At 66.0% G+C, this 23,886-nt stretch carries 22 protein-coding genes and 1 tRNA gene; 7 read left to right on the top strand and 16 right to left on the bottom strand.

What is annotated here, in order from left to right:
* The first annotated feature begins 81 nt into the window (after positions 1-81).
* The 3 genes from ACYVKR_RS07350 to ACYVKR_RS07360 are packed head-to-tail and all read left to right on the top strand — an operon-like array spanning position 82 to position 4,591.
* On the top strand, positions 82-2,244 hold the full coding sequence (locus ACYVKR_RS07350; protein ID WP_460480161.1) for a TonB-dependent receptor: 2,163 nt from the start codon (positions 82-84) through the stop codon (positions 2,242-2,244).
* On the top strand, positions 2,244-3,467 hold the full coding sequence (locus ACYVKR_RS07355; RefSeq protein ID WP_460480162.1) for an MFS transporter: 1,224 nt from the start codon (positions 2,244-2,246) through the stop codon (positions 3,465-3,467). The genes ACYVKR_RS07350 and ACYVKR_RS07355 overlap by 1 nt, the downstream gene beginning before the upstream one ends.
* Positions 3,464-4,591, top strand: coding sequence for a siderophore-interacting protein (locus tag ACYVKR_RS07360; protein WP_460480163.1), 1,128 nt, complete (start codon positions 3,464-3,466; stop codon positions 4,589-4,591). The genes ACYVKR_RS07355 and ACYVKR_RS07360 overlap by 4 nt, the downstream gene beginning before the upstream one ends.
* Positions 4,592-4,783: 192 nt before the next feature.
* Here the strand turns inward: ACYVKR_RS07360 and ACYVKR_RS07365 are convergent, their stop codons facing one another.
* The 5 genes from ACYVKR_RS07365 to ACYVKR_RS07385 all read right to left on the bottom strand — a co-directional run bounded on the left by ACYVKR_RS07365 (position 4,784) and on the right by ACYVKR_RS07385 (position 8,886).
* The gene (locus ACYVKR_RS07365; RefSeq protein WP_460480164.1) at positions 4,784-5,131 is read right to left on the bottom strand and encodes a copper-binding protein; all 348 of its coding nucleotides are present in this window, start codon (positions 5,129-5,131) and stop codon (positions 4,784-4,786) included.
* A 10-nt stretch (positions 5,132-5,141) separates the two neighbouring features.
* Entirely contained in the window at positions 5,142-5,645 is a 504-nt protein-coding gene (locus tag ACYVKR_RS07370) for a cupredoxin domain-containing protein (protein WP_460480165.1), read from the bottom strand.
* A gap of 34 nt (positions 5,646-5,679) precedes the next feature.
* Positions 5,680-7,101, bottom strand: coding sequence for a multicopper oxidase family protein (locus ACYVKR_RS07375; RefSeq protein WP_460480166.1), 1,422 nt, complete (start codon positions 7,099-7,101; stop codon positions 5,680-5,682).
* Between the two features lie 70 nt (positions 7,102-7,171).
* The gene (locus tag ACYVKR_RS07380) at positions 7,172-8,551 is read right to left on the bottom strand and encodes a TolC family protein (protein WP_460480167.1); all 1,380 of its coding nucleotides are present in this window, start codon (positions 8,549-8,551) and stop codon (positions 7,172-7,174) included.
* Positions 8,548-8,886, bottom strand: coding sequence for a hypothetical protein (locus ACYVKR_RS07385; RefSeq protein ID WP_460480168.1), 339 nt, complete (start codon positions 8,884-8,886; stop codon positions 8,548-8,550). Before ACYVKR_RS07385 ends, ACYVKR_RS07380 begins: the two co-directional genes overlap by 4 nt.
* A 156-nt stretch (positions 8,887-9,042) precedes the next feature.
* Here ACYVKR_RS07385 and ACYVKR_RS07390 point away from each other — a divergent pair, with 156 nt between their 5' ends.
* Together ACYVKR_RS07390 and ACYVKR_RS07395 are read left to right on the top strand one after the other, a co-directional pair.
* A complete protein-coding gene (locus tag ACYVKR_RS07390) occupies positions 9,043-9,726 on the top strand; it encodes a response regulator transcription factor (protein WP_460480169.1) in 684 nt (227 codons plus the stop codon).
* 18 nt (positions 9,727-9,744) lie between these two features.
* Positions 9,745-11,127, top strand: a complete 1,383-nt coding sequence (locus ACYVKR_RS07395; RefSeq protein WP_460480170.1) for a heavy metal sensor histidine kinase — start codon at positions 9,745-9,747, stop codon at positions 11,125-11,127.
* A 60-nt stretch (positions 11,128-11,187) separates the two neighbouring features.
* Here ACYVKR_RS07395 and ACYVKR_RS07400 read toward each other — a convergent pair.
* The 9 genes from ACYVKR_RS07400 to thrS form a co-directional block, all read right to left on the bottom strand.
* Positions 11,188-11,264, bottom strand: a tRNA-Pro gene (locus ACYVKR_RS07400).
* 35 nt (positions 11,265-11,299) lie between these two features.
* Positions 11,300-11,683: a MerR family transcriptional regulator gene (locus ACYVKR_RS07405; RefSeq protein ID WP_460480171.1), complete on the bottom strand. Its 384-nt coding sequence runs from the start codon at positions 11,681-11,683 to the stop codon at positions 11,300-11,302.
* Between the two features lie 70 nt (positions 11,684-11,753).
* Positions 11,754-12,080 (bottom strand): integration host factor subunit alpha, encoded by a 327-nt coding sequence (locus ACYVKR_RS07410; protein ID WP_460480172.1) that lies wholly within the window; start codon positions 12,078-12,080, stop codon positions 11,754-11,756.
* A gap of 18 nt (positions 12,081-12,098) precedes the next feature.
* Positions 12,099-14,546: a phenylalanine--tRNA ligase subunit beta gene (gene pheT, locus ACYVKR_RS07415; RefSeq protein ID WP_460480173.1), complete on the bottom strand. Its 2,448-nt coding sequence runs from the start codon at positions 14,544-14,546 to the stop codon at positions 12,099-12,101.
* Between the two features lie 139 nt (positions 14,547-14,685).
* A complete protein-coding gene (gene pheS, locus ACYVKR_RS07420) occupies positions 14,686-15,738 on the bottom strand; it encodes a phenylalanine--tRNA ligase subunit alpha (protein ID WP_460480174.1) in 1,053 nt (350 codons plus the stop codon).
* Positions 15,739-15,842: 104 nt separating this feature from the next.
* Positions 15,843-16,202, bottom strand: a complete 360-nt coding sequence (gene rplT / locus ACYVKR_RS07425; RefSeq protein ID WP_460480175.1) for a 50S ribosomal protein L20 — start codon at positions 16,200-16,202, stop codon at positions 15,843-15,845.
* A 24-nt stretch (positions 16,203-16,226) separates the two neighbouring features.
* Positions 16,227-16,430 (bottom strand): large ribosomal subunit protein bL35, encoded by a 204-nt coding sequence (rpmI, locus tag ACYVKR_RS07430; RefSeq protein ID WP_460480176.1) that lies wholly within the window; start codon positions 16,428-16,430, stop codon positions 16,227-16,229.
* A gap of 253 nt (positions 16,431-16,683) precedes the next feature.
* Positions 16,684-17,292, bottom strand: a complete 609-nt coding sequence (infC, locus tag ACYVKR_RS07435) for a translation initiation factor IF-3 (RefSeq protein ID WP_460480177.1) — start codon at positions 17,290-17,292, stop codon at positions 16,684-16,686.
* Positions 17,293-17,369: 77 nt separating this feature from the next.
* The gene (gene thrS, locus ACYVKR_RS07440) at positions 17,370-19,301 is read right to left on the bottom strand and encodes a threonine--tRNA ligase (RefSeq protein WP_460480178.1); all 1,932 of its coding nucleotides are present in this window, start codon (positions 19,299-19,301) and stop codon (positions 17,370-17,372) included.
* 330 nt (positions 19,302-19,631) lie between these two features.
* On the opposite strand from thrS, the gene ACYVKR_RS07445 reads away from it, so the two are divergent.
* Positions 19,632-20,396, top strand: coding sequence for a hypothetical protein (locus tag ACYVKR_RS07445; RefSeq protein ID WP_460480179.1), 765 nt, complete (start codon positions 19,632-19,634; stop codon positions 20,394-20,396).
* Positions 20,397-20,564: 168 nt separating this feature from the next.
* Here ACYVKR_RS07445 and aceA read toward each other — a convergent pair whose 3' ends face one another.
* A complete protein-coding gene (aceA, locus tag ACYVKR_RS07450; protein WP_460480180.1) occupies positions 20,565-21,896 on the bottom strand; it encodes an isocitrate lyase in 1,332 nt (443 codons plus the stop codon).
* Between the two features lie 479 nt (positions 21,897-22,375).
* Between aceA and ACYVKR_RS07455 the strand changes: the two genes are divergently transcribed.
* On the top strand, positions 22,376-23,305 hold the full coding sequence (locus ACYVKR_RS07455) for a DMT family transporter (protein WP_460480181.1): 930 nt from the start codon (positions 22,376-22,378) through the stop codon (positions 23,303-23,305).
* 12 nt (positions 23,306-23,317) lie between these two features.
* On the opposite strand, the gene rraA is transcribed toward ACYVKR_RS07455, so the two are convergent.
* On the bottom strand, positions 23,318-23,818 hold the full coding sequence (rraA, locus tag ACYVKR_RS07460; protein ID WP_460480182.1) for an RraA family protein: 501 nt from the start codon (positions 23,816-23,818) through the stop codon (positions 23,318-23,320).
* Positions 23,819-23,886 lie beyond the last annotated feature (68 nt).

A 23,886-nucleotide genomic window follows, 5' to 3' on the forward strand; every position in this document is an offset into this window, starting at 1 on the left:
TATGTATGCTCGGCGGGGTTTTTACGCAAGTTCATGGTGAGTATCCAAATGAGAAGATTCGGGCTTTTTGAGGGGGTGGTGATGGCCTCCGGGACCCTGGGAATGGTGGCGGCATGCGCCGCAGAGCCCGAGGCCACGCTGGCCGAACAACAGGTCAGCGCGTCGGCCGCGCCGCAGATCCGCAGCGAGCTCGCGGGCACCACGCAGATCATCGAAGCCGACGCGCTCAAGACCCAGCTCAGCGCCGGCATGAGCCTGCCGGAGGCCATAGGCCAGCTCGTGCCGGGCATAGACCTGGGCGGCCAGTCACGCAGCAGCTTCGGCCAGAACATGCGTGGGCGGCCCTTGCTGGTCATGGTCGACGGTGTATCGCTCAACAGCTCGCGCGGCACGGCGCGGCAGCTCGATTCGATCGACCCCTTCAACATCGAGCGCATCGAGGTGCTCGCCGGCGCCAGCGCGCTCTATGGCGGCGGCGCCACGGGCGGCGTGCTCAACATCGTCACCCGCAAGGCGTCGGACGCCCCCACGCAGTTCAGCAGCGAGCTGGGCGCGACCTCGGGCTTCCAGGGCTCGCGCGACCACCAGTACCGCCTGGCCCAGTCCATCGCCGGCGGCAACGACCGTGTGCAAGGCCGCGTGGGGCTGGCGCTGCAGCAGAACGGCAGCTTCTACGACGGCCAGGGCCGCCCCGTGCGCACCGACATCGCGCAGACCGACAGCCAGAACACGCGCAGCATCGACCTGATGGGCAACCTGCAGCTCAAGCTCGATGCGCAGCAAAGCCTCGCGCTGAGCGGCCAGTACTACCAGAACAAGTTCGGCGGCGGCTCCTACCTCTATGGGGGCCTGAACCTCGCCGGCATCCTCGGCGGCAAGCCTGAGCTGCTGGAGCAGCGCAGCGGCTTTTCCAGCGACGTCATGCCGGCAACCGAGCGCGCCATGCTCAATGCTGACTACCATGCGGCACGGGTGTTCGGCGACCAGAACCTCTATGTCCAGGGCTTCTGGCGCAGCGAGAAGATGGACTTCGCCCCGTTCCCGAGCTCGGTGGTGACCGCATCGCGCCAGAACACCGATGTCTGGGGCTTCAAGTCGGCGCTGGCCAAGTCGTGGGGCGCCCTCAGCCTGCGCTATGGCCTCGACTGGGACCGCGAAACTTTCGACGGCTCGGCCACGGTGTTCGACACCGCGCAAGCGCTGGCCTCCGGCGGCCTGGTCAACCGAGCCATCGGCAGCACCGGCCGCTACCCGGGCTACCGCGTCGACACCACTTCGCTGTTCGCGCAGGCCGAATGGAAGCTCCAGCCCGCGCTGACCCTGAGCGGCGGGCTGCGCTACCAGCGCATGGGCCTGGGCGTGGACGATTTCGTAGGCTACCGCCAGCAGCTCGGCATGCTGGCCGGCCAGGGCCGCAGCGCAGATGCCATCCCGGGCGGCAAGAACAGCTACAACGTGAGCCTGTTCAACCTGGGCGCCAAGTACGACCTGGGCCCGGCGCAAAGCACCTGGCTCAGCTATTCGGAAGGCTTCGAGCTGCCCGATCCGGCCAAGTACTACGGCCAGGGCAACTACCGGCTCAACGGCTCGCACTGGCAGCTCGTGAGCGGCATCGACCCGGCGGGCTCGCCCCTCAAGGGCATCAAGACGCGCCAGCTCGAATGGGGCTGGAAGACCCGCGGCGGACCGCTGCAGCTGCAGACGGCCCTGTTCTATGCCTGGTCGGACCAGACCCTGCAGATCAACAACGCGAACAACAACGTCACCATCAATGTGCTGGATGAAAAGCGCCGCAACTACGGGCTGGAAGGCTCGCTGGACTATGCCTTCGCGTCGCAGTGGAGCAGCGGCGGCAACTGGCTGTGGCTGCGCTCGCAAGTCAAGCAGAACGGCGATTGGGCCAAGCAAAGCATCATGACGGCCAGCCCGTCCAAGCTCGGTGCCTACCTGCAATGGACGCCGGCGCCGTGGAAGCTGCGCCTGCAGGCCACGCACCAGCTCAACCTCCAGGACGACAACGGACAGCGCATCGACGGCTTCACCACCGTCGACCTGATGGGCTCCGTGAAGCTGCCCGTGGGCACGCTGAACTTCGGCGTCCAGAACCTGCTGGACCGCAACTACCTCACCACCTGGTCGCAGCGCGCCATGGCGCTGTACGGCGTGGGCGCCGTTTCGCCGCAGGCCTTTGCGTTCTATGGGCGCGGACGCACCTTCACGCTGAACTACGCGGTGAACTATTGATGCGCCCACCAAGGTTCTGGGCCGTGCTCGTGGCGCTGTACGTGGCGCAGGGCATTCCCGGCTATCTGCTGATCATGGCGGTGCCGGCGGCCTTGCGCGCGGCCGGCATGCCGCTGCCGCAGGTGGGCCTGCTGTCGGTGCTGATGCTGCCGCTGGTGCTCAAGTTTCTCTGGGCGCCGCTGGTGGACCGCTGGCGACCGTTGCGCTGGGGCCACCGGCGCGGCTGGATCCTGTGCACGCAGCTGGCCACGGCCGGCGGCATCGCGCTGCTGGCCTTCAGCGGCGCCGATGCGCCCATCGCCACCTTCCTCACGATCGGCCTGCTGATCGCGCTGTCCGTGGCCACGCAGGACATTGCCACCGACGGCTATGCCACGCAGCAACTGCGCGGCGACGAGCTCGGCCGGGGCAATGCCATCCAGGCGGCCTCGGTGGCGGGCGGCGTGCTGATCGGGGGCAGCCTGTCGATGGTGCTGATCGAGCACTGGGGCTGGCGCCCTGCCCTGCTGCTCATGGCGGGGCTGTGCCTGCTGCCGCTGTTGGCGCTGCCGTGGATGCAGGAGCCGGGCGCTCCCGCCGGCGCGGATGCCGGCCGGCCCCGGCCCAGCCTGGGCAACTTCCTGCGGCGGCCCGGCATGGCGGCCATCCTCGCGCTGGCCCTGCTCTACCGGCTCAGCGAAGGCATGCAGCGCTCCATGGAAAACAGCTACCTGCTGCACAACGACCTGTCGCTGAGCCAGGTGGGCATGCTGGGCGGCGCGGGCGCGGCCATTGCGGGCCTGGTGGGCAGCGCGCTGGCCGCGCTGTGGCTGCGCAGGCGCAGCCGCGATGAGGTGCTGCTGGCGCTGGGCGGTATGCGCCTGCTGGTCTTTGGCCTGTTCCTGCTGCACTCGCTGCACTGGCTGGGCGCCGGCCTGCCGCTGGTGGTGCTGGCCGTGGCACTCAGCCTGCAGCGCTACATGGAGATGGTCGTGCTCTACGCGCTGTTCATGTCGGTGTCGAACCGCGACCAGCCCGGTACGGACTTCACCATCCTGGCCTGCGCGGAGTTCTTCAGCTACATGCTCAGCTCCATGGCCGGCGGGTTCATCGCCAAGCAGCTGGGCTTTTCGGGCCTGTTTGGCGTGAGCTGCGCGCTGGCCGCGTTCAGCTGGCTGGCCACGTTCAAGCTGCTGGCGGCCTACCGCCGGGCTCAGCAAACCACGGCGGTGCCGGCCCGATGAACGAGAACCCGTACCCCTGCGTGCTGCACGCCCATCTGTGCCTGCCGGATGCGGCGGTGTTCACCCGCTGGTTTGCCGTGCACCTGCAGGAAGAGGAAGTGCAGGCCCACTGGATCGCGCCCGAGGGCTCGGTGCGCTTCCTGCTCGACCAGGTCGGCAGCCTGAGCCTGCAACTCGAAGGCGCCTCGGCGATCCGCGCCGAACTGCGGGCCGCGGATGCGCGCATGGCCCAGCTGATGCGCCTGTCCCTGGGCGAGCACCTGCAGGAGTTTGCCGACGAGGCAGGGCTGGCCGCGGCGCAATGGCGCGTCGACTGGCGGGAGGAACCTACCGGCGTGCAGTCCGCGCCGGCCCACAGCCCCGGCCTGCATATCCTGCGCGTGGCCAGCAACACCGCGATCAGCCCGCGCATGCGCCGCATCCGCCTGCAGGCCCAGCACCCGGCCGATGCACCGGCCGTCTTCGCGCAAGGCGGCCTGCATGTGCGCATGCTGCTGCCGCACCCGGGTACCAACCCGTCGTGGCCCACCGTGGATGCCGACGGCCGCCTGCATTGGCCCAAAGGCGCAGCGCCCTTGCCGCGCCGCACCTACACCATCCGGGCGCTGGATGCGGCCGCGCGCAGCATGGACATCGATGTGCTCGTGCATGGCGAGCACGGCGGCGCCGAGCTGTCGCCCGGCGCCCAATGGGCCCGGTCGGCGCGGACCGGCGACCCGGTCGCGGTGCTCAGTCCCGCGGGCGGGCGCCTGCCGCAGGCCCAGCGCCTGGTGCTGGTGGCCGATGCCTGCGCGCTGCCGGCCGCCGCGCGCATTGTGGAATCCACGCAAGGACAGGTACACGCGCTGTGCTGGGTGGAGTCGCAGGCCGAGCGCGCGGCGCTTGAAGGCTACGGGCTGGGGCCGCATTCGGTGGACTGGCTATGCGCGGAGCACCCCGGCCAATCGCCGCAGGGCATCGCGCAGGTGCTGGCCTGGCTGGCCCGGCAGGACTGGACGCAGCCCCAGGGACTGGAACTGTGGGCCGCGGGCGGCCATGCGATGGGCAACGCCATCCGCCAATGGGTGCGCGGCAACCCCGCGCTGGCCCCGGTGCGCCGGACGATTGCCAGCTACTGGCGCTGAGGGGCGGGAGCCTTCCGGGCCATCCATCACCTGGAAATGCCGGTGCCCACCATTTCAAAAACAATAGCTGCTAGCGCTTGATGAGCGATGATTTCAAAATAATTTGGCATTGAAATCAAGGTACATCAAGCGCAAGCAGCTATCTATTCAGAAGCAACCGCAGCAGGCCCGGCGCTGCGCCGCTCCACCAACCTAGGGCACGGGCTGGATGTCGGTGAGCACCATCTTGCCCGCTTTCTGCACCACCACGAACCGCACCTTGTCGCCCGGCTTCAGGTTGGACAGCAGGCTCTTGTCCTTGGCCGTGAACACCATGGTCATGCCGGGCATGTCCAGGTTCTTGATCTCGCCGTGCTTGATCGTGGCCTTGCCATTGTCCAGATCGAGCTTCTTGATTTCGCCATCGGTCCACGATGCCTGCGGGGCGGTTTGGGCCGCGGCCTGGCTGGGCTCTGCGGCCGTCTGGGCCAGGCTGCCCAAGGGCAGCGCCGCCCCCAGCGCCAGCGCCGCGACGGAAAGCCATTGCTTGAAACGGTGCATCACGATCTCCTTATCGCTTGCTGACCTGGACCAGGCCCTTCATGCCGGCCTCGTAGTGGCCGGGGATCAGGCAGGCAAAGTTCACGCCGCCCGCCTTGGTGAACTGCCAGACGATCTCGCCCTGCTTGCCCGGCTCCAGCGTGACCTTGCCGGGCTCGTCGTGCTCCATGTCGGGAAATTTCTTCATCTGCTCCAGGTGCTCCAGCAGTTCCTTCTCGGTGCCCAGGCTCAGCTCATGCCTGACCTTGCCGGTGTTCTTGACGATGAGGCGCACGGTCTCGCCCTGCTTGACCTGGATGTCGGAAGGCGTGAAACGCATGGTATCGCTCATCTCAACCGTGACGGTGCGCGTGGCCTTGGCCGCCGCGCCGGGCTTGCCGATCGCCGTCTCGTCGCTCGCGCCATGGCCGTGACCGTGGCCGCCCGCATGGCTGCCGGCCGCCAGGGCCGCGCCCGACACGGCGAATGCGGCTGCCGCCACCAGGCTGTGGATCGTGGATCGCTTGAATGTCATGACTGATCTCCAGTGGAAAAGGAAAAGGGAAAACTCAATGGCCGCCATGCCCACCTTGGGCGCCGGGCTTGCGCACCTGCACCTCGGTAGGCCGGGCCGGCTGGCCGGCGCGCGGCATGGACTGGGCGCCCGCGGCGCTGGAGCGTGCCGGCTCGGCCAGCGGGCCGGTGTATTCGTGGGCCACGGTGCCGGGCGGGTGCTTGTACCAGCCAGGGTTGGCGTAGTCGCCGGGCTTCTGGTCGCGGCGCACCTTGACCATGCTGAACATGCCGCCCATCTCCACCGAGCCGAACGGGCCCTCGCCCGTCATCATGCGCAAGGTGTTGTCGGGGATGGGCATCTCCATCTCGACCATGTCGGCCATGCCACGCTCGCCCATGACCATGTAGTCGGGGATGAGCTGGTTGATCTTTTTGGCCAGGCCGCTGTGGTCCACGCCGATGAGCGTGGGCACGTCGTGGCCCATCGGGTTCATGGTGTGGTGGCTCTTATGGCAGTGGAAGGCCCAGTCGCCCTCCTCGTCGGCCAGGAACTCGATCTGCCGCATCTGGCCCACGGCCACATCGGTGCTCACCTCGTGCCAGCGCGCGCTCTTGGGGGTGGGGCCGCCGTCGGTGCCGGTCACCAGAAACTCGTGGCCATGCAAGTGGATCGGATGGTTGGTCATGGTGAGGTTGCCGATGCGCACGCGCACCTTGTCGTTCAGGCGCACGTTCAGCGAATCGATGCCGGGGAAGACGCGGCTGTTCCAGGTCCACAGGTTGAAGTCCGTCATCTCCGCGATCTTGGGCGTGGCCGCGCCGGGCTCGATGTCGTAGCTGCTCATCAGAAAGCAGAAGTCGCGCTGCACCTCGTCGATCAGCGGGTGTTTGGCCTTGGGGTGCGTGACCCAGAAGCCCATCATGCCCATGGCCATCTGCACCATCTCGTCGCCATGCGGGTGGTACATGAAGGTGCCCGGGCGCCGCGCCACGAACTCGTAGACAAAGGTCTTGCCGGCCGGGATGGCGGGCTGGGTCAGGCCGGACACGCCGTCCATGCCATTGGGCAGGCGCTGGCCGTGCCAATGCACGCTGGTGTGCTCGGGCAGCTTGTTGGTGACGAAGATGCGCACGCGGTCGCCCTCCACCACCTCGATCGTGGGGCCGGGGCTCTGGCCGTTGTAGCCCCACAGGTGGGCCTTCATGCCCGGCGCCATCTCGCGCACCACCGGCTCGGCCACCAGGTGGAATTCCTTGACGCCCTGGTTCATGCGCCACGGCAGGGTCCAGCCATTGAGCGTGACCACCGGGTTGTAGGGCCGGCCCGTGTTCGGCACCAGCGGTGCCATGGTGTCGGGGCTGGTCTGGATGACCGGCTCGGGCAAGGCCGCCATGGCCACGCGGCTGACGCTGCTGGCCGCCACGGCACCGCCGGCGATACCGGCGTACTTGAAAAAATCTCTTCTGGAATTCATAGCCATCGTCTCTGCGTCAAGGTTCAGCCCCACGCCGGCTGCTGCGCCAGCGCCAGGGGCAAAGCCGGTGTTAGTTGGTGGGGCGTCCGATCACGGCCGCCTGCAGGGCGGCGTCGGCCAGCCAGAACTGCTGCTGCGCCTCGATGGCTGCCGTCACGGCCCGGACCTGCTCGCGCGCATCGGCCAGCAGCTCGAAGACGCTGATGAACATGCCGTTGTAGAGCAGTTGGTTCTCCTCCGAGATCACCTGGCGCAGCGGCACCACCTCGTCGCGGTGGTGGCGCGCCAGCTCGTAGTTCATGCGGTAGGACGAGTAGCTCTCGCGCAGGCCGGAGCCGGCCGAGCGCACCGTCGCCTCCAGCTGGTTGGCCGCGGCCAGCGTGCGCGCATTCATCGCGTCGCGCTGCATGCCGCCCCAGTCGAAGACGGGCAGGCGCAAGCCGATGTCCCAGCCACGCGAGCTGGACTGCCGGCCCAGGTCGCGGTCAAAGCTGGTGCCGCGGCTACCCCCCAGCTCGATGTCGGTCAGGCTGCTGACCGCCGTCACGCCCTGGGCCTTGGCGGCCGCGTCCCAACTGGCCTGCGCCATGCGGATATCGAGCCGCGCCCGGGTCGCCATGGAGGCCACGGCCTGCGGCTCCAGCGCCTGCCTGGGCAGGTCCGGCAGTCGCTCGGGCAGTTGCAGCGCCTGGGCCTGGGCTTCGTCCAGCCCCAGCAGGCGCACCAGCTCTTCACGGTTGGATGCCGCCTGGTGCTGGGCGGCGGTCAAACTGGTCGCGGCCTCGGCATAGAACACCTGCTCGCGCGCCCGGGTGATGCGGTTGAAGTTGCCCACGGCCTGCATGCGCCGGGCCAGCTCGGCGCCGGCCTCCGCGCTTGCATAGACCTGCTTCGCGTAGCGCAGGCTTTGCTCGGCCGTCACCGCCCGCACCCAAGCCTGGCGCACGCTGGTGACCTGGCCGACCACGTCGGCCGTCAGGCGCAGCTGCGACTGCTCGATGCGCCGCGCGGCGGCCCCCTGGCGCGCGGGCAGGGTCAGCAGGTCCAGCAGGCCGAACGACAGGGAGCGGCCAATGTCCAGCCCGTTGCCCTCCAGCGTGCGCGAAAAGCTGAACAGCGGATTGGCGATGCGCCCCGTCTGCGCGGCATCGGCCGACTCGGCCCAGCCCTGGGCCACCAGCGCCTGCATGGCCGGGCTGTACACCAGCGCCAGTTGCACCGCATCCTTCTGCCCGAGGGGTTTGGCGAGCAGTTCCTGCGCCACTTGTGCACGCTGCTCGCGCTCCTGCGGGCTGAGCGCCATCGACAACTGGCCCGAGGTGAAACCGGCCGCCTCATCATTGACGCGGCTGACGCTCTGGTCCAAGCTGGCGCTGGCACAGCCGGTCAGCACGGCCAGGGCCAGCGCAGACAAGCCCAGCTTCGCAGAGCGGATTGGCAAGCGCATCATGGCTTGCCCCCCATGTCGTGGCCCGCATGCGGGTCCTTGGCGGGCGCAGCGTCGTTGACCGGCTTGGCCTGGGGTTGCTGCTTTTCGCGCGCCTCCTTGGCATAAGCCTTCCAGCCGCCGATCTGCCCCACGCGGTCATTGGCCTCGCGCCAGGACTGCACCGGCTCATCCTGGTAGGCCTGGTAGGAAGCAATGGCAGGGGTGTACTGCAGTGCAGTTGGCAGCGCAGGGGCCTTGGCGTCCGCCGGGGCCTGCGCGAAGGCGGCTCCGACGAAAAACGCCAAGGTCCAGGGCCACACGGCCTTGCAGGACGGCAACTGTTTGAAAATGGCCATGGGCTCCTCTTCCAGCATCTCGGTTGTCACGATGGAGAAATTCTGGCGCCCAGCCCCTGTCGCTCAGATGTGCCGAACATTACAGTTTTATTATCTTGATGCCGCGCCGCTCCAAAGCCGGCACACTCTCGCCACAGCAAGGAGTGAAGTGCACCTATGAAGATCCTGATCGTGGAAGACGAGCCCAAGACGGGCGGATACCTGCGCCAGGGGCTCACCGAGGCCGGCTACCTCTGCGACCTCGTCACCAATGGCGTGGATGGCGTGCACCTGGCCCTGCAGGGCGACTATGACCTGGTGATCCTGGACGTGATGCTGCCGGGCCTGAACGGCTGGCAGGTGCTGCAGTCCCTGCGCGACCGGGGCCTGCAAATGCCAGTGCTGTTCCTGACGGCCAGGGACCAGGTCGAGGACCGCGTCAAGGGGCTGGAGCTCGGGGCCGACGACTACCTGGTCAAGCCCTTCTCGTTCGCGGAACTGCTGGCCCGGGTGCGCATCATCCTGCGGCGCGGCCATGCCCGCACCGAGACCACCACGCTGCAGGTGGCCGATCTCGAGCTCGACCTGCTGCGCCGCCGCGTATCGCGCAACGGCCGGCGCGTCGACCTGACCGCCAAGGAGTTCGGCCTGCTGGAGCTGCTGATGCGCCGCCATGGCGAGGTGCTACCCCGCTCGCTGATCGCCTCGCAGGTCTGGGACATGAACTTCGACAGCGACACCAATGTGATCGAGGTCGCCATGCGCCGGCTGCGCGTGAAGATCGACGAAGGCCATCCCGTCAAGCTGATCCAGACCGTGCGCGGCATGGGCTATGTGCTGGACGTGCCCGGAGAAGCGTAGATGCGGCCGGCTTCACGCATGGGCAAACTCTCGCTGACCCGGCGCCTGACCTTGTTCTTCACCGTAGTGGCGGCCATGGTGGTGCTCGGGCTGGGAGCGCTGTTCCTGCGGGAAACTGGGCGGCACTTCGTGGAACTCGACCAGATGGTGCTGCAGGACAAGCGCCATCTGATCGAGGAAATCCTGCGCAATGCCGACTCGCAGGACGATGCGCGCCGGCGCCTGAACGAGTCGCTGAACTACCACCATGACCTCCAGGCCCTGGTGAAGGACAGCGAGGGCAAGATCATCTTTCAATCCCCGGCATCCGGGCTCCAGGCAGGCGGCGACGTGCTGCTGGCCGACCGGCACGGGGACTTCGGGGTCTGGCACCACCAGGGCACCGAGTTCCATACCCTGGGTTTCGATGCCCTCCCCGCCTATCCCGCATCGCCCTTGCGGGTCTTGATTGCGGTGGACACCAGGCACCACCACCAGTTCCTCGATGGCCTGCGCCGCAGCCTGGTGATCTATGTGCTGGCCGCCATCCTGGTGTGCGGGCTGCTGTCATGGTTTGCCGCACGCCAAGGTTTGGCCCCCTTGCGCGAAATGAAATCGCGTGCAGCCGCGGTGACGGGCCAGCGGCTGACCGAGCGCATGCCGGTGGAGGCCGTGCCGGTGGAAATGGCCGACCTGGCGCAGGAACTCAACCGCATGCTGGATCGCCTGCAGGACGACTTTCAGCGGCTGGCCGATTTTTCGTCCGACCTCGCTCACGAGCTGCGCACACCCATCAGCAACCTACTCACGCAGACGCAGGTAGCGCTGGCCACCAAGCGCGATGCCGCCACCTACTGGGACATCCTGGCCTCGAATGCCGAAGAGTTCCAGCGCCTGGCGCGCATGGTTTCCGACATGCTGTTCCTCGCCAAAACCGAGCGCGGCGTCGATCTGCCGCACAAGGAACGGTTTTCCGCGCGCCAGGAAGCCCAGGCCCTGCTGGAGTTCTACGACGCCGTGGCTGAAGAAAAGCACATCCAGCTCCTGCTGGAGGGCGATGGCAGCATCACCGGCGACCGCCTGATGTTTCGCCGTGCCGTGAGCAACCTGCTCTCCAATGCCCTGCGCTACACGCCCGACGGCGGCAGCGTCACGGTTCGCATCTCGACCATGGCCTCGGCCACCACCGTGGCGGTGGAAAACACCGGCCAGGACATCGATGCCAAAGCCTTGCCGCGGCTGTTCGACCGCTTCTACCGCGCTGATGCGTCCAGGGCACATCCGGACTCCGATGGCAGCGGGCTGGGCCTGGCCATCACCCGCGCCATCGCCGAGGCCCATGGCGGTAGCGTTACCGCGGCCTCCGCCCAGGGGAGAACCAGCTTCGTGCTGAGATTTCCTCGGCAGCGCGAAGCGCCCTGACCTGACGCGCAAAGAAAAACGGGTCACATCTTTTGGATGTGACCCGTAGATCGTTATAGATGGTCGGCGTGGCGGGATTCGAACTCGCGACCCCTTGCACCCCATGCAAGTGCGCTACCAGGCTGCGCTACACGCCGAACAGAAAGAAATTATATACTGGATTTTTCGCCTTTTAGGAAAGTAGTCCACGAATTTCTTCTAATTCGATCGCAACCTCTTCCCAGCTCAGCGGCGTGGGCTCCGCCAGGTGCTCCAGCGCGTCGTCGTCGCCGGCGTGCAGGGGCGCATCGCCGCCATGCCCCGCGCCGCTGAGCAACTGGTTGCGCGCACCGCTGATGGTGAAGCCCTGGCCGTACAACAGCTCACGGATGCGGCGGATCATCAGCACCTCGTGGTGCTGGTAATAGCGCCGATTGCCGCGGCGCTTGACCGGACGCAACTGGGTGAACTCCTGCTCCCAGTAGCGCAGCACATGCGGCTTCACATCGCACAGCACGGCTACCTCACCGATGGTGAAGTAGCGCTTGGCCGGGATGGGAGGAAGCTGTTGGTCCATGGCTTTGATTGTAGGCAGGCGCTTTCAGCGCCAGGCGGTCGAGTATGCCGCGTGGCGCCTGCGCCGTTTGTCAAAGCTTGTCAGCAGGCGCCTGCACCGAGTCCTTGAGCTTGCCGCTGGCGTGGAAGGTCACGACGCGGCGCGCCTCGATGGGCACCTCTTCGCCGGTGCGCGGGTTGCGTCCCGGGCGGGCCGCCTTCACGCGCACCTGGAAGTTGCCGAAGCTCGACAGCTTCACGTCCTGGCCGTCGATCAGGCTTTGCGAGATCAGGTCGAAGAACGCGTCCACCATGTCCTTGGCTTCGCGCTTGTTCAGGCCGATGCTGTCGAACAGCAGGTCGGCCAGCTGCGCCTTGGTCAGCGCCGGTTGCTCCAGGCTTTCTACCGAGAATTCCATTGCTATGCCTCTGATTCCCTAGCGCAGACGGGCGCCTACCCGTTGCTTGAGTTGATCGAGCGCGGCCTGCACCGAGCTGTCGATGAGCACGTCGGTCAGGCCGCCGGTGTCGCTGAACAGCGTCAGGCGGATGGCCAGGCTCTTCTCGCCCACGGCCAGGCCGCCGCTCACTTCGCCGTCCTTGCCGACCTTGGGACGGTAGACGTCGAACAGCACGGCCGAGCGCAGCGCGCTCTTGGCGGCATCGGCGGCGGAGGCGTGCACCGCCTCCATCACCTGCGCATGCGTCACGGCTTCGGCCACGACCACGGCGATGTCGCGCTCCACGGCCTGGTGCTTGGCCACCGAGGCGAACTGCGGCACCGGGCGCTGCAGCACGGCATCGAGCTCCAGCTCGAACAGCACGGGCGCGTGCGGCAGGTCCCACGACTGGCGCCACTTGGGATGCAGCTCGCCCACATGGCCGATCGCGCGGCCGCCGACGAACACCTGGGCGCAGCGGCCGGGGTGCATGGCCGGATGCTCGGCGGGCCGGAACTCGGCCGCCAGCGGCGCCAGCAGCGCCTCGACGTCGCCCTTCACATCGAAGAAATCGACGTTGCGCTCGGCCTCGCCCCACTGCAGCTGGTCCGCCGGGCCATAGGCCAGGCCGGCCACGCGCATGGGCTGGTCAAAGCCCTGCACCGTGGTGTCGCTGCTGAGCACCGAGGCATCGCGCAGGAACACACGGCCCAGCTCGAAGGTGCGCACGCGGTCGGCCTTGCGGTCCACGTTGAACTTGAGCACCTGCAGCAGCGAGCCCAGCAGCGACGAGCGCATCACGCTCAGCTGGCTGGCGATGGGGTTGAGCAGCTTGATCGGGTTGGCGTTGCCGGCCAGCTCGTGCTCCCAGCCCTCTTCGACGAAGCTGAAGTTGATGGTTTCCTGGAAGCCCAGTCCGGCCAGCGCACGGCGCACGGCGAACTGGCTGCGGCGGTTCTCGGCGCGCAGCTTGGGCGTGATGGGCGCGAGCGGCGGCGTGGTGGGCAGCTTGTCGTAGCCGATGATGCGGATGACCTCTTCGATCAGGTCTTCCTCGATGGTCAGGTCGAAGCGGTAGCTCGGCGGCGTGACGGTGATGGTGCCATCGCCCTCGGCCAGTTCCAGGCCCAGGCTGCGCAGCGCATCCACGCACTGCTGCTGGCTCAGCGGCATGCCGATGACCTTGCTCGCGCGCGCCACGCGCAGCGTGACGGGCTGGACGGCCGGCACGTTCGGCTGCTGGTCGGTGACCGGGCCGCACTGCGTCTCGGGCGTGCCGCAGATCTGCAGCACCAGCGCGGTGATGTGCTCGATGTGCTCCACCGTCAGCTGCGGATCGACGCCGCGTTCGAAGCGGTGGCCGGCGTCGGTCGAGAAGTTGTAGCGGCGCGAACGGCCGGCAATCGCCTTGGGCCACCAGAAGGCGGCTTCGATGTAGATGTTCTTGGTGGTGTCGGACACGGCCGTGGCGTCGCCGCCCATGATGCCGGCCAGCGACTCAACCTCGCGCTCGTCGGCGATCACACCCACCTGCGCATCGACGGTGACGGTGTTGCCGTTGAGCAGCTTGAGCTGTTCGCCCGGCTGGCCCCAGCGCACCTGCAGGCCGCCGTGGATCTTGTCCAGGTCGAAGATGTGCGACGGGCGGCCCAGCTCGAACATCACGTAGTTCGAGATGTCCACCAGCGGCGAGACGCTGCGCTGGCCGCAGCGGGCCAGGCGGTCCACCATCCATTGCGGCGTCTGCACCTGCGTATTGACGCCGCGCACGATGCGGCCCGAGAAACGGCCGCACAGCTCGGGCGCGTCGATGCGCACCGGCAGCTGGTCGGGCAGCTGCACGGCGTTGGCCGGGAAGCTCAGCGGCGTCAAAGGTGCGCCGGTCAGCGCCGAGACTTCGCGCGCCACGCCGTAGAGGGACAGGCAGTGCGCCAGGTCGGGCGTGAGCTTGAGCGTGAACAGCGTGTCGTCGAGCTGCAGGTACTCGCGGATGTTCTGGCCCAGCGGTGCGTCGGCAGGCAGCTCCAGCAGGCCGCCGTGGTCGTCGGCGATCTTCAGTTCCTTGGCCGAGCACAGCATGCCGTAGCTTTCCACGCCGCGCAGCTTGCCGATCTTGATCTTGAAGGGTTTGCCGTCTTCGCCGGGCGGCAGCTCGGCGCCCACCGTGGCGCACGGCACCTTGATGCCCACGCGGGCATTGGGCGCGCCGCAGACGATGTTCAGCAGCGCGGGGCCGCCCACATCGACCTGGCAGATGCGCAGGCGGTCGGCGTCAGGATGCTGCACGGCCTCCTTGATCTCGCCGACCACGATGCCGCTGAACGGCGGCGCCACCGGCTGGGTCTCTTCCACTTCCAGGCCGGCCATGGTCAGCACATCGGCCAGCTGCGCCGTGGAGATTGCGGGGTTGCAGAATTCGCGCAACCAGGATTCGGGGAATTGCATAGTCAGATTCTCGGGCCTACTCGGCGTATGGCGTTTAGCTCTTGAAAAAGGAGCTGCTGGCGCTTGCTGTTGCTCAAAATCAGATACAAATCCATCTGAAGTCCTTTTGAATCAAGCGCTATCAGCTCACTTTTTTATATCACTGGAATTGCGACAGAAAGCGCATGTCGCCATCGAAGAACAGGCGCAGGTCGTTCACGCCATAGCGCAGCATGGTCAGGCGGTCCGGCCCCATGCCGAAGGCGAAGCCGATGTACTTCTCGGGATCAAGCCCCATGTTGCGCACCACGTTGGGGTGCACCTGGCCCGAGCCCGACACCTCCAGCCAGCGGCCGGCCAGCGGCCCGCTCTGGAACTGGATGTCGATCTCGGCCGAGGGCTCGGTGAACGGGAAGAAGCTGGGACGGAAGCGCAGCACCAGGTCGTCCTGCTCGAAGAAGGTCTTGCAGAAATCGGTGAAGACCACCTTCAGGTCCTTGAAGCTCACGTTCTCGCCGATCCACAGGCCTTCGCACTGGTGGAACATCGGCGAGTGCGTGGCATCGCTGTCGACGCGGTAGGTGCGGCCCGGCGCGATCACGCGGATCTCGGGCATCGGCTGGCCGGCGTCGATCAGGTGGCGGTATTTCTTGACGTGCTGCACGGCGTAGCGCACCTGCATCGGGCTGGTGTGCGTGCGCAGCAGGTTGGGCGCCTGCTCCGTGCCGCCTTCGACGTAGAAGGTATCGTGCATGGAGCGCGCGGGATGGTCTTCCGGCGTGTTCAGCGCCGTGAAGTTGAACCAGTCGGATTCGATCTCGGGGCCCTCGGCCACATCGAAACCCATGGAGCCGAAGATCTGCTCGATGCGCTCCAGCGACAGCGACACCGGGTGCAGGCCGCCCGCGCCGCGGCGGCGGCCCGGCATGGTCACGTCCAGCACCTCTGACTTCAGGTGGGCTTCCAGCTCGGCATCGGCCAGCGCCTGGCGGCGCGCGTTCAGCGCCGCCTCGATGGCCTGCTTGGCCTGGTTGATGGCTGCACCGCGAGACTTTTTCTCTTCGACCGAAAGCTGCGCCATGCCCTTCATCAGCTCGGTCACACGGCCCGACTTGCCGAGAAACAGCGCCTTGGCGTTTTCCAGCGCCGCCGGGGTCTGCGCCTGCGCGAACGCTGCGGCAGCGCCTTCAACCAGAGAATCCAACTCGTTCATATCGACTCTTGAAATAAAACATGGGCTAGCGCCTTTTCAAGCCCTAGCCCATGTTGATTGTGCTCCGGCGGCTACGGTTTGGGGTGTAGCCGCCGATCGTGAACTCAGGCAGCCAGCTTGGCCTTCACTTGTTCAACGATGCTGCCGAAGGCAGCCTTGTCGTGCACCGCGAGGTCGGCCAGCATCTTGCGGTCGATCTCGATGGCGGCCTTCTTCAGGCCGTTGGCGAACTGGCTGTAGGTCAGGCCCAGTTCACGGGCAGCGGCATTGATACGGGCGATCCACAGCTGGCGGAACACACGCTTCTTGGTGCGGCGGTCACGGTAGGCGTACTGGCCTGCCTTCATCACCGCCTGCTTGGCGATGCGGAAGACGTTACCACGACGGCCGCGGAAACCCTTGGCCAGCTTCAGAACCTTCTTGTGACGGGCACGTGCCGTTACACCACGTTTAACGCGAGGCATGAGTTTTCTCCTTGTTCGTCAGTATTACAGGCCAGCCGACGGCAGCATCTGTGCGATGTGACCCATGTTGGTCTCATGCACGTTCACTGCACCACGCAGGTGACGCTTGTTCTTGGTGGTCTTCTTGGTCAAGATGTGACGCTTGAAGGCTTGGCCGCGCTTGACGGTGCCACCGGGACGAACGCGAAAACGCTTCTTCGCGCTGCTCTTGGTCTTCATTTTGGGCATGTTCATGCTCCTTATGATTTGTGCTCGTGAGGCGTTCGGCCAACCTGGCTGAACTTGAATGGGCCCCGAGCCACTTTTGAAGCAGGCTGGCTCCCGAAGAAGCCGCCCGCCGAAAAACCGAAAGCGGCCAAAGCCGCTTGTCGGAACTCGCTATTCTAACCGGATATTCAAAAAGCCTGGGTAAACACGGGGGAGCCCCCGTTCAAGCGTTCACTTCAGGCAACAGACCCGGCGCCGATTCGCGCAAGCTTGGTCAGTTCGCAGCCACCGGCGCCGCGCTGGCGTCGGGCGCCTTGGCGGGTGCAGGCTTCTTGCGCGCCGGAGCGATCATCATGATCATCTGGCGGCCTTCGAGCTTGGGGAACTGCTCTACCAGGATGGTGTCGGACAGCTCGTCGCGGATGCGGTTGAGCAGATCGAGACCCAGGTTCTGGTGCGTGATCTCGCGGCCGCGGAAGCGCAGCGTGACCTTGACCTTGTCGCCCTCCGCCAGGAAGCGGCGGATATTGCGCATCTTGACGTTGTAGTCGCCATCATCCGTGCCGGGGCGGAATTTGACTTCCTTGATCTCGATCACGGTCTGCTTCGCCTTGGCTTCGGCCGCCTTCTTCTGCTCGAGGTACTTGAACTTGCCGTAGTCCATCAGGCGCACCACCGGCGGGACGGCCGTGGCGGCGATTTCGACCAGGTCGACGTCCAGCTCACCGGCCATGCGCAGGGCTTCCTGCAGGCTCACGATGCCCATGGGCTCGTTGTTGGGACCGGACAGACGCACTTCAGGCGCCTGAATCTCACGGTTCAGACGGTGTTTGCGCTCTTCGCGGTGGCGGCGATCACGGAATTCAGTAGCTATGGCTTTCACCCTAAAATTAAAAAAGCTACGACAGCGTAGCTGCTAGTCAAGCAGGCACGCTGTCCAAAGCTGGGATGGAGACGACGTCAGGCCTTGGAAGCGATGTCGCGGGAAATGAGTTCGACGAATTCACCCACCGACATCACACCGAGGTCTTTGCCACCCCGGGCGCGCACTGCCACGGCACCTGCTGCCTTCTCCTTGTCGCCGGCGACGAGGATGTAGGGCAGCTTCTGCAGGGAATGCTCCCGTATTTTATACGTAATCTTCTCGTTACGCAGATCGGTGACCACCCGCAGCTCCTGGCGCGGAAGGGCTTTCTGCAGTTGGGCGGCCACATCCTTGATGTAGTCGGCCTGCGCATCGGTGATGTTCAGGATGGCGATCTGGGTCGGTGCCAGCCAGGCCGGCAGCGCGCCGGAATGGTGCTCGATCAGGATGCCGATGAAGCGCTCCAGGCTGCCCAGGATGGCGCGGTGCAGCATGACCGGGCGGTGGCGCGAGCCGTCTTCGCCGACGAACTCGGCATCCAGGCGCTCGGGCAGGTTCGGGTCCACCTGGATGGTGCCGCACTGCCACTGGCGGCCGAGCGCGTCGCGCAGCGTGTACTCGATCTTGGGGCCATAGAAAGCCCCTTCGCCCGGCAGGTATTCGAACTCGCAGCCCGAGGCACGCAGGCCGTCGGCCAGCGCGGCTTCGGCGCGATCCCAGCTTTCGTCGGTGCCGATGCGCTTTTCCGGCCGGGTCGAGAGCTTGTACAGGATGTCGGTGAAGCCAAAGTCCTTGTAGACCTTCTGCAGCAGCGTGGTGAAGGACTGCACTTCGGCCTGGATCATGTCCTCGGTGCAGAAGATGTGGCCGTCGTCCTGGGTGAAGCCACGCACGCGCATGATGCCGTGCAGGCCGCCGGTGGGCTCGTTGCGGTGGCAGGCACCGAACTCGCCGTAGCGCAGCGGCAGGTCGCGGTAGCTCTTGATGCCCTGCTTGAAGATGATGATGTGGCCGGGGCAGTTCATCGGCTTGAGCGCGTACTCGCGCTTTTCCGATTCGGTGGTGAACATGTTCTCGCGGTACTTGTCCCAGTGGCCGGTCTTCTCCCACAGGCCCTTGTCCAGAATCTGCGGGCCCTTGACCTCGAGGTAGCCGTTGTCGCGGTAGACGCGGCGCATGTACTGCTCCACCTCTTGCCAGATCGCCCAGCCCTTGGGGTGCCAGAACACGGTGCCGGGCGAGTGCTCGTCGATGTGGAACAGGTCGAGCTCGCGGCCGAGCTTGCGGTGGTCGCGCTTCTCGGCCTCTTCCAGCATGGTCAGGTACTGCTGCAGCTCGTCCTTGCTGGCCCAGGCGGTGCCGTAGATGCGCTGCAGCATCTCGTTGCGATGGTCGCCGCGCCAGTAGGCGCCGGCCACCTTCATCAGCTTGAAGAACTTGAGCTTGCCGGTGCTGGGCACGTGCGGGCCGCGGCACAGGTCCTCGAAGCTGCCTTCGCGGTAGAGGCTGACTTCCTCGTTGGTCGGGATGCTGGCGATGATCTCGGCCTTGTAGTTCTCGCCCAGGCTCTTGAAGTAGGCCACGGCTTCGTCGCGCGGCAGCACGCGGCGGGTCACCGGCTCGTCCTTGGAGGCCAGCTCGCCCATCTTCTTCTCGATGGCTGCCAGGTCTTCGGGCGTGAACGGGCGCTTGTAGGCGAAGTCGTAGTAGAAGCCGTTCTCGATCACCGGGCCGATGGTGACCTGGGCTTCGGGGAACAGTTCCTTGACCGCGTAGGCCAGCAGGTGGGCGGTGGAGTGGCGGATCACTTCCAGGCCGTCGGCGTCCTTGGCGGTGATGATGGACAGCGGTGCGTCCTGCGCGATCACGTAGCTGGTGTCCACGACCTTGGCGTCGTCGCCACGGCCGACCTTGCCGGCCAGCGCGGCCTTGGCCAGGCCCGCGCCGATCGATGCGGCCACCTCGGCCACGGTGACCGGGCCGGGGTAGTCGCGCTGGGAGCCATCGGGGAGCGTAATCTGAACCATATTCATCCTGTTGTTTCTTGAATCTGCAAGCCGCGCCGGCCGCAAGCACAGAGCAAAAGCACAAAGCGCGGAACCAGTCCGCGCTTTGCTTGTGTCAGAGGGAGATGAAAGCGTGCAGGCGCGAACCTTCGGCCTCAGTGGCCGGAGAAGCTGGGGGTGCCAGTCGTTCGCGGTGTCATAACCCGTGCTGCCTTTCTCGCTCTTGTGGTGCTATGAAAATTGGTAAACATCGTTATTTTCCCACAACCGGCGGCGCTGCCGCGCCTGCGGGGTCTTGGGTGCCGGTCACAATGGCTACCAACCCCGCTCCCACCCAGCCTTTCCCGTTTCATGCGCCGTTGCCTTGCCTGCCTGCCGTCCCTTCGCCCCGCCTGGCCCGCCGTGCTGGCGGCCGCACTGCTGGCGGCCGGCTGCAGCAGCACGCCGGCCCCGCGCGGCAAGCTGCCCGAGCGCGACATGGAGGGCAAGGAATGGGGCCAGTCGGACGTGAACCGCGTCGCCACGCTGGGCATGCAGGCCAACCTGCAGAGCCTGTACCGGCTGATGGACAAGCTCTACCGCCGCAATCCGCAGGAGTGGAAGAAAGGCGGCTTCGCCAACCGCGACGAGGCGATGAAGGCCGTGCGCGGCGCCATCGAGACCGGCCAGCCCTGGCCGGAACTGCTGGACCAGCGCGACATCCAGGGCATGAGCATGTCGCTGTCGCCGCAGTTTGCCGGCGACCGCGTGGCTGCCTTCATCTACTCGACGGCCGACATGCTGATCACCGCGCACGGCGGCCGCACCACCTTCTATCTGATCCACGGGCAGGACGCGCAGGCGCTGTACAACGCGGCGCGCAACCTGGAGATCGCCAACTGGATGCTGACGCACCGCACCCAGGCCAATGGCCAGCCGCTGCTGCTGACCAACGAGATCACAGCGCAGGACCGCAACCTGAGCTTCGAGCGCGAGTTCGGCAAGATGATCGCCCGCGTCGACCTGCTGGCCGAGGTGACGTCCGAGAAGTACCGCCGCGCGGTGATCGGCTATGTGCAGGGTCTGGCGGGCGGATCGCTGTTCCAGTTCCTGCCGGTGCAGGCGGTGGCGAATTGATGCTTCTATAAAAAAGAGAGCTGCTCGCGCTTTCTGTATCTTGTATTGAATGTAAAAACCATTCAAATCCCATATACATCAAGCTCCAGCAGCTATTATTTTTTATTCCATCTCAAGCAAAAAAAAGCGGCCACCTGGGCCGCTTTCTTCATACCGGCTGCGCCGGGATCAGTGGAACTGCTCTTCTTCAGTGGAGCCGGTCAGGGCCTTCACGCTGGACGAGCCGCCCTGGATCACGGTGGTCACGTCGTCGAAGTAGCCTGCGCCCACTTCCTGCTGGTGCGAAACGAAGGTGTAGCCTTGCTCGCGGGCGGCGAATTCGGGCTCCTGGATCATCTCCACGTAGTGGCGCATGCCTTCGCCGCCGGCGTAGGCGTGGGCGAACTTGAAGGTGTTGTACCAGTTGCTGTGGATGCCGGCCAGCGTGATGAACTGGTACTTGTAGCCCAGCGCGGACAGGTCTTCCTGGAACGAGGCGATCTGCTTGTCGTTCAGGTTCTTGCGCCAGTTGAACGAAGGCGAGCAGTTGTACGACAGCAGCTTGCCGGGGTTGGCGGCGAGCACGGCCTGGGCGAATTCGCGGGCAAAGCCGATGTCTGGCACGCCGGTTTCGCACCACACCAGGTCGGCGTAGGGCGCGTAGGCCACGCCGCGGCTGATGGCCTGCTCCAGGCCGTTCTTCACGCGGTAGAAGCCTTCTTGCGTGCGCTCGCCGGTCAGGAAGGGCTTGTCGTTCGCGTCGTGGTCGCTGGTGATCAGGTTGGCGGCTTCCGCGTCGGTGCGGGCCAGCACGATGGTGGGCACGCCCATCACGTCGGCGGCGAAGCGCGCGGCGATCAGCTTCTCGCAGGCTTCCTGCGTCGGCACCAGCACCTTGCCGCCCATGTGGCCGCACTTCTTCACGGCAGCCAGCTGGTCTTCGAAGTGCACGCCGGCGGCGCCGGAGGCGATCATGTTCTTCATCAGCTCGAAGGCGTTCAGCACGCCGCCGAAGCCGGCTTCCGCATCGGCCACGATGGGCAGGAAGTAGTCGATGAACTCCTTGTCGCCGGGGTTGATGCCGCGGCCCCACTGGATTTCGTCAGCGCGCTTGAAGGTGTTGTTGATGCGGCGCACCATGGTCGGCACCGAGTCGTAGGCGTACAGCGACTGGTCGGGGTACATGGTTTCGCTGGTGTTGCCGTCGGCGGCCACCTGCCAGCCCGACAGGTACACGGCCTCCAGGCCTGCCTTGGCCTGCTGCATGGCCTGGCCGGCGGTGATCGCGCCGAAGGCGTTCACATAGCCCTTCTTGGCGCCGCCGTTGATCTTTTCCCACAGCTTCTCGGCGCCGCGCTGGGCCAGCGTGTACTCGGGCTGCAGGCTGCCGCGCAGGCGCACCACGTCGGCGGCGCTGTAGCCGCGCTTGACGCCCTTCCAGCGGGGGTTCTGCGCCCAGTCCTTTTCGAGGGCGGCAATCTGTTGTTCGCGGCTGAGTTGTTCTTTGATCGATTGAGGCATGTGGAACTCCTGAAGTGGTGCGAAGGTTCTGGGGGAACATCACCGCGGTGCAGTGCTTGTCCTTGGGCTCTACTGTAGCGGCACTCGCTGGTCTCTTTTACGTCTTATGTCTTATATAAGACTATTTCTTTTCCATTAAAAATCAATCAGTTGAAATTTAAATATTGCAATACGGAAACAGTTTTCTCATATTGAGAAAATTTGCGGCAACGCAACAAAGATATTTTTCATAATGCGGTTTGATTTTTTTGATGCTGAAAACAGGCCCCGGCGGCATGCCAGATGCAGCCGCCTTGCCTTGCGCCAACGCGCAGACTGCAGGCCATCGCCCGCAACCGCCCGCCACGCTCTACACTCTGGCGCGGCCCTCGTGCGGGCGATCTTCGATCTTGATCGCCACCGATGACCACCGGATGACGCCGTCCGCCCGCCACCCGCGGAACGCCGGCGCAGGCCCCTACCCATCACCTGTTCACTCCATGCATCCACCTTCCAGGCCGGTGGCCTATCTGTTTCTGGCGCTCAGCATGTCGCTGGTGGGCTGCTACGTAGCGCTGTCCAAGCCGCTGGCGGCGGCGCTGCCGGTGCTGCTGCTGGCCTGGATGCGCTTCGGCATCGGCGTGGTGGCGATGGCGCGCTGGCTCCGGCGCCCGCCGGGCGAGGCGCCGCTGACGCGGCAGGCGCGCGGCCTGCTGTTCCTGGAGTCGTTCTTCGGCAACTTCCTGTTCACCATCTGCATGATCACCGGCGTGAGCATGACGGGCGCGGTGGCGGCCAGCGTCACCATGTCGGCCATTCCCGCCGCGATCGCGCTGCTGAGCTGGTTGTTCCTCAAGGAGCGCATCTCGGCGCGCATAGGCTGCTCCATTGCGCTGGCCGTGCTGGGCATCGCGCTGTTCGCACTGGCCAAGCCCGACAGCCATGGCGCGGCGGCCGGCAATGCGGCGCCGGATGGCAGCTTCTGGGGCCAGCTGTTGCTGATCGCCGCCGTGCTGTGCGAGGCCAGCTACGCCGTCATCGGCAAGAAGCTGACCGCCAGCGTCAGCCCCAAGCGCATCGCCGCACTGATCAACCTCTGGGGCTTCACGCTGACCACGCCCTTCGGCCTGTACCTGGCCTGGCATTTCGACTTTGCGGCGGTGCATCCGCCGCTGTGGGCGCTGCTGCTGTTCTACTCGCTGGCCGCCTGCGTGTGGACGGTGTGGCTATGGATGACCGGCCTGCGCTCGGTGCCGGCCTCGCAAAGCGGCATCTTCACGGTGATGCTGCCGGTCAGCGCGGCGCTGGTGGGCGTGGTGGTGCTGGGCGAGTCGCTCAACCGCTACCAGTTGCTGGCCTTCGGCATCGCGCTGTCCAGCCTGGTGCTGGCGACCCTGCCGCTGCACCGGCTGCGGCGCCAGCCCTCCTGACCAGGAATCCGCTCAGAGCAGCGGCTGGCGGCTGACCACGATGCCGTCGGCATCGGCGTACAGCCAGTCGCCAGGATGGACCCACTGGCCCTGAATCTGCACCGGCACATCGCGCAGGCCCGCGCCGCGCTTCTCGGTGGGCAGCGGCACCAGGCCGAGCGCACGGATGCCGATGTCGCAGGCCTGCAGCTCGGCCACGTCGCGCACGCAGCCGTTGACCACGATGCCGCTCCAGCCGTTCTTCACCGCCGACACCGCGATGTTGCCGCCCACCAGCGCGCGGCGCAGCGAAGCGCCGCCGTCCACCACCAATACCCGCCCTTCGCCCGGCGTGGCCAGGGCCTCGCGCACGCGGGAGTTGTCCTCGTGGCACTGCACCGTGCTCACCGGCCCGCAGAAGGCGGCGCGCAGCCCCCAGTGCAGGAACACCGGCGGCAGCACCTGGAAATCGGTGCCCACCCGGGCCAGCTGGGCATCGCAAAGATCGCAGGTACTGAAGTTCGGGGTCGTCATGGCTCGCTTTCAAAAAGGAATGCGGGCCCATCATAGGAGGAAAGCACTACAGGTGCTGGGGATACACC

It is taken from the genome of Comamonas humi (assembly GCF_054782535.1).